The following is a 6350-nucleotide window of genomic DNA, read 5'->3' on the forward strand; positions in this document are numbered from 1 at the left end:
CACTAAGAAAGAAGGAGGGCGGCTCCGCCCCCTCCTCAGACCTCCCCCGTAAGGGGAGGGGCGAGGCGCCCCGGCCAGAAAGAAGTCCCCTTGACCCCTTCCTGCGAAACATTTTACCATGCTTTTTTAAGAGGATACAAAAAATGGTTACTGTAAAAAATCCTGTAAAGAAATCCCCTTGACTCCCATAATGCTTAACCTTCTATCATCACAGCAATATTTCCAGTAACAACAAATTTACCGTGTATTCTGCTATAATAGTACAGATGCTGTTTGTATATGCAAGAGGTGACATAGCACAGAAGGAGCACTCGGATCAATCCCCCTAAGGACAAGACGGTTTTCCAGTGCCAGTCGTGTGGGCGACAGTCGCTCAAATGGGTCGGCAAGTGCCCGGACTGCGGCGCCTGGAACAGCTTTGTCGAGGAGCGACAGGAGAAATCCGAAAAACCAAGGACATCCAGACCGTCTCTGAAATCCACACCGACCTCCATCGCCGACATCGAGCTGGCTGACGAAGAGCGCATCTCCACCGGCATCCAGGAACTAAACCGAGTCCTTGGCGGGGGGATCGTTGCCGGCTCACTCATCCTCATAGGCGGAGACCCCGGCATTGGAAAGTCAACGTTGGTGCTTCAGTTGCTGGAGGGAGTCTACAAAAACAACTCTTCAGTCGGTGGAGTGGCCCTGTACGTCAGCGCCGAGGAGTCCCTCAAGCAGATAAAGCTCCGGGCAAAGAGACTGGGGATTGACACAGCTGAAATCCTGATCGTTTCGGAGACGTCCCTTGAGGTGATCTTTGAACACATAAAGAAGATAAAACCCGTAGTGGTCATTATAGATTCGATACAGACGGTGTTTACACAAGAGCTTAACTCCGTGCCCGGTTCCGTGGGGCAGGTGAGGGAGGCCGCCATGAGGCTGATGCTCTATGCCAAGCAGTCATCGGTGCCGGTGTTTATCGTTGGTCATGTCACCAAGGAAGGCGCCATCGCCGGTCCGCGAACACTGGAGCACATCGTTGATACGGTCATATACTTTGAGGGCGACCGGGGGCATCCATACAGGATATTGCGGGCGGTTAAGAACCGCTTTGGCTCGACAAACGAAATCGGGGTCTTTGAGATGCGAGAGGGGGGGCTTGCCGAGGTTACCAATCCTTCGGAGCTGTTCCTGGCCGAGCGACCAATGGGGGTTGCCGGTACAACGGTGATCTCCACGATGGAGGGGACACGGCCTTTGCTGGTTGAGCTGCAGGCGCTTGTAACGCAGACGACCTTTGGGGTTGCTCGACGCACGGGCATTGGCGTGGACGTAAACAGGGTCAACCTCCTGGTGGCAGTGCTTGAAAAGATCGGCGGACTGCACCTGGGGCACATGGACATATTTCTCAACGTGGTTGGCGGACTGCGGATTTCGGAACCCGCCTTTGACTTGGGGATCGTTACCACCATAGCGTCGTCATTTCTGGACAGGCCCGTAGAGGAGTCCATCTTTGTCTTTGGCGAGGTTGGCCTCTCCGGTGAGATACGTGCCGTATCGCAGGCGGAGGCAAGGATCAAGGAGGGCGCCAAGATCGGCTTTAAGCAGGCCATCCTGCCGGAGGCTAATCTCACCAGGCTCAGTATAACCCCACAGATACAACTAAGAGGTGTTAAGAACATAGATGAAGCACTTAAGATTGCCATTAATCGTTAGCCTGACGCTCTTGTCACTGTATGCGTGCGCATGGCTGCCTAAGTTTAAAGATACAACAGCGGTAGACCACAGACCGCATGACATAACATTAAACGAACTCCTTAAACGTCTCGATAGTGTCACCAGGATATTGGGCACCGTCGAACTAAGTCTCAAAACAAGCAAGCAGACCCTCTCCGGCAATGCCTCCATAGTTCTGGATGATTCCGGCTTTCAGATCAACGTCTACTCGCTGGGGTTTTTGGTCGGAGAGTTTACCCAGAAGGACGGTCGTCTCTCCAGCAGCCCCGAAATGGATGACGCTGACAAGGAAGTCTTTGCCAGGGTGATACGCGAAGGGTTGTTGTGGTGGAAGTTTGACGATCTGGTGGTCAGTGACCTTGACGACTGGCTCATACTCAAGACCTATGGGCGGGTAGTTGTTCTTAGCAAGGCCACGTTAAGTCCCGTGAAGCAGTCCCTTTACATTGGCGATGGTAGCATCATGCGTATCGTATACAAGGACACGGTATGGACAGATGGCATAGCGTATCCCTCCCGGATCGATGCAAGCCTCGGAGAAAACTCTATCAGCATCAAGGTCGAGGCTGTTCGCTTTGAGAGGGGAGAAGAGAAAGAAGGGGGCGGCTCCGCCCCCCCTCAGACCCCCCTGCAAGGGGTCACGGACCCCTTGACCCCGTAAAAACGCCATGTATCTTGTATTTAATCCAATCGAAACGTGCTATAAACCTTTTTTTATTTCTACGCGTAACATGAGTTAAGTAAATATATAGGGATTGCCTGAACCAAGATTACGCAGATTATATGAGTTGCTCTTGCGGGAAGCCGATGGGATATTCTCTGTTGAAGCAGGCATAGCAGTAATCGTCGGGATTTGGCAGGGCAGAGCGTAGCCCCTCTATGGACAGATACGCAAGGGAATCCGCCGTGAGATACTTCCTGATTTCGTCAACCTGATGGGTTGCAGCGATGAGTTCGTTTCGCGTTGGCGTGTTGATACCGTAAAAGCATGGCGCTATGGTGCAGGGAGAGCTGATTCTTAGGTGTACCTCTTTGGCCTGACCGAGTTCCCTGACCATCTTTACGATCTTCTTGCTCGTCGTGCCCCTGACTATGGAGTCATCCACGATAACGACCCGCTTGCCTCTGGTAATGTTTTGTACGGCATTGAGCTTGATCTTAACACCAAAGTGTCGGATACTGTTCTTGGGTTCTATGAAGGTTCTGCCCACGTAGTGGTTTCTTACGAGGCCGAAGTCAAAAGTCAGACCGCTCTGCTGTGCATATCCGATGGTTGAAGGGACACCGGAGTCCGGCACGGGGATGACCACGTCTGCATCCACGTGTGAACTACCGGCAAGGCTTTTGCCAAGCTCTTTTCTTATGCGATTAACGTTGATTCCCCCAAAAATATTGCTGTCGGGGCGGGCAAAGTAGATGAGTTCAAACACGCAATATGCACGCCTATGGCTATCTGTGGCCTTGACCGAGTGCAGGCCGTTTTTGCTTATGACCAACATCTCCCCGGGTTCTATGTCTCTGATGTATGTTGCCCCGATGAGGTCAAAGGCACATGTCTCAGAGGCCACAACGTAGGCGCCGTCAAACTGCCCCAAGGACAGCGGACGGACACCAAAAGGGTCCCTGATGGCAACAAGTTCGTCCTCCAGGAGGATCAACAGACTGAATGCCCCCTCGATCTCCTGCGCCACCTCGATGAACTTATCCCCTGCCCTGCTGCCCTTGGCATGGGCGATGAGGTGCAGGATGACCTCGCTGTCGGAGTTGGACTGGAAGATGGCGCCATCCTGTTGCAACTGCGTTCTCAATGCCGCAGCATTGGTGAGGTTGCCGTTATGTGCAAGCGCCAGGGAGCCAAGCATACAGTTTGCCATGATTGGCTGGACGTTTTTCAACATGCTCCCGCCGGCGGTAGAGTATCGGTTGTGACCGATGGCTGCGTGGCCTGGTAAACGTTTTAGCCTCTCTTCGCTAAAAATCTCCGAAACGTATCCCATTGCCTTTTCCAGGTGCATGGTGTGACCATCGGTGGAACATATCCCCGCACCCTCTTGTCCCCTGTGCTGAAGGGCGTACAGACCCAGGTAAGTAAGATTTGCCGCCTCGGGGTGACCGTATATGCCAAACACCCCACACTCTTCTCTTATTTCAAATATTCGATCCAAGCTCCCTCTGCAGTGCATTGTTGTAGGTTGTTGTCAGTTCTTGCAGTGTTATATCCATCAGTACCAGGTCATTTAGTCTCAGAGACATACGGTTATCTGCAACGGTTTTTCCTATTAATGCACAATGCAGTCCGGCATCTTTTGTATGTTTAGCGATTTGGGTCACGTTTTCAGGGTATGCGCTGACAACGACACAACATGCCGTTTCACCAAAGAGCTGGATGTCGGCTCTGATTGGCGTTGCATTTTGCCTGATCAACGACAGGTCGGCATCCACGCCAACAGCCTCCGCAATCGCACACTCCGCAATCGCTACAGAGATGCCACCCTCTGAGCAATCATGGGCAGAGAGCAACAAGTCAGTCTGATTCAACCGTGCCAACAGATTGCACAACTGGCGTTCTTTATATATATCGATTTCCGGAGGCAATCCCCTCTCTATGCCGTGACACAGTGCGAGGTACTCACTTGCCCCCAGCCCTCGGCGCACCTGCCCTATCACCATGACGGCATGTCCCACCCCCTTAAACCCCTGCGTCAGATGTCTGTCAACCTCATCCAGGACGCCGACCATTGCCACAATGGGCGTGGGATAGATGGCCGTTGGCCCCGTTGAGCCGGGGAGCGCCGTTTCGTTATAAAAGCTGACATTACCGCTTATGACGGGGGTTTCAAGCACCCTGCAGGCATCACTTATGCCCTCGATAGCTCGTTTAAACTGCCACATCACATGGGGCTTTTCAGGGTTTCCGAAGTTGAGACAGTCGGTCAGTGCAACCGGCGTGGCACCGCTGCAAGCTACATTCCTTGCGGCCTCGCACACGGCATGTACCGCACCGGCATAGGGGTCCAGGTAGCAGTATCGACTGTTACAGTCAACCGACATGGCAAGCCCCATATTGGAATTATTTACCCTGGTCTCCTTCACCCTGATAAGGGCGGCATCGGAGCCGGGAAGCACAACGGTATCGGTTCTCACCATGTGGTCATACTGCTGCCAGACAAGCGATTTTGAGGCTATCGCAGGCGATGACAAGAGTTTTAGCAAGCACGCGTTGTAATCCGTTGGTTGTGGTATATCATTGAGGTCAAGGGTGTTTAGTTCGGTCTGATTCTGTGGCACCGCTGAGGGTCTGTCATATATGGGGGCATCTTCGGATATCTTTGCGGCCGGTATTTCGGCCACCGTGTTGCCATGCCACTTTATACGCAGATAACCGTCCCCGGTGACAGTTCCTATGACCGTGGCATCGATGTCCCATTTCTTAAATATTTCAAGTATTTCGTTTCGTTTTGAGGGTTCCGTGACAAGGAGCATTCTCTCCTGGCTTTCGGAGAGCATGATCTCATATGGGATCATGTCCTGCGCCCGTAGCGGTACGGCGCTTAGTTCAAGCTCAACCCCCGTACCGGCCCTTCCTGCCATCTCCGACGAAGACGACGTAAGCCCCGCCCCACCCATGTCCTGGATGCCCACGATAAGACCCTTTTTCATGGCCTCAAGGCACGCCTCTAACAGGAGTTTCTCCGTAAAGGGGTCGCCGATCTGGACGTTTGGTTTTTTCTGCTGGGCATCGTCCTTGAACTCCTCACTTGCCATCGTAACGCCGTGTATACCGTCCCTGCCGGTCTTGGCGCCAACATAGATAACGATATTACCGATTCCGCTTGCTTTGCCGTAGAATATGCGTTCTTTCCTTGCAATGCCGAGGTTAAAGACGTTGACCAGGATGTTGCCGCTATAACAGGGGTGACAGTACAGCTCTCCGCCGACAGTGGGCACCCCCATGCAGTTTCCATAACCTGCGATCCCCCCCACGACGCCACCAAAGAGGTGCTTGTGATACGGCTCCGACAGCGGACCAAATCTCAGGGAATTAAGCGATGCCACCGGTCTTGCTCCCATCGTGAAGATATCCCTGAGGATGCCCCCCACGCCCGTGGCCGCTCCCTGGTAAGGCTCTATGTACGAAGGATGATTGTGAGACTCCATCTTGAACACCGCAACCATCCCCTGCCCTATGTCAATGACGCCGGCATTTTCACCGGGGCCTTGGACCACCCGCTCGCCGGTTGTGGGGAAGTTTCTCAGATGCAGGCGGGAACTCTTGTAGGAGCAGTGCTCAGACCACATGACGGAAAATATACCAAGCTCCGTAAACGTAGGCTCACGTCCCAGTATCTGCTTGATGCGCTGATATTCAGACTCGGTTAAGCCGTGCTCCTTTATCAGCTCTTTCGTAATTACAGGTTCTATCACTGATGGGTATTATAGCACAGTCACTATTTATTTTCCTGCAGGAGAAAAACTAAAAAACTGAACAGGGTGACATAATGGAGTGCTAAGTAAGGGAGCATAAACATGTATAACATCACCAGCCTTATGGGGTCAAGGGAACTGGTCCCCTTGCGGGGGGTTCTGAAGGGGGGCGGAGCCGCCCCTTTCTTTCTTTTATGGGTGAATTA

General features: G+C 52.8%; 4 protein-coding genes. 2 read left to right on the forward strand and 2 right to left on the reverse strand.

The genetic code is table 11. The features are described 5' to 3' along the window. Positions 1-315 precede the first annotated feature (315 nt). On the forward strand, positions 316-1698 hold the full coding sequence (gene radA / locus HWQ67_RS11265; RefSeq protein ID WP_218252790.1) for a DNA repair protein RadA: 1383 nt from the start codon (positions 316-318) through the stop codon (positions 1696-1698). Continuing rightward, the gene (locus tag HWQ67_RS11270; RefSeq protein ID WP_218252787.1) at positions 1667-2380 is read left to right on the forward strand and encodes a hypothetical protein; all 714 of its coding nucleotides are present in this window, start codon (positions 1667-1669) and stop codon (positions 2378-2380) included. Before radA ends, HWQ67_RS11270 begins: the two co-directional genes overlap by 32 nt. Before the next feature lie 118 nt (positions 2381-2498). On the opposite strand, the gene purF is transcribed toward HWQ67_RS11270, so the two are convergent. Both purF and purL read right to left on the reverse strand, forming a co-directional pair. Beyond that, a complete protein-coding gene (gene purF, locus HWQ67_RS11275) occupies positions 2499-3884 on the reverse strand; it encodes an amidophosphoribosyltransferase (RefSeq protein ID WP_255317241.1) in 1386 nt (461 codons plus the stop codon). Beyond that, positions 3868-6144: a phosphoribosylformylglycinamidine synthase subunit PurL gene (purL, locus tag HWQ67_RS11280; RefSeq protein ID WP_218252789.1), complete on the reverse strand. Its 2277-nt coding sequence runs from the start codon at positions 6142-6144 to the stop codon at positions 3868-3870. The genes purF and purL overlap by 17 nt, the downstream gene beginning before the upstream one ends. Positions 6145-6350 lie beyond the last annotated feature (206 nt).

Origin of the sequence: Candidatus Magnetobacterium casense (assembly GCF_019173545.1) — a bacterium.
Lineage (GTDB): Bacteria > Nitrospirota > Thermodesulfovibrionia > Thermodesulfovibrionales > Magnetobacteriaceae > Magnetobacterium > Magnetobacterium cryptolimnobacter.

Bases quoted from the DNA above. Each gene is read 5' to 3' on its own strand.
- HWQ67_RS11270 (WP_218252787.1), top strand. From the start codon at position 1,667: ATGAAGCACTTAAGATTGCCATTAATCGTTAGCCTGACGCTCTTGTCA.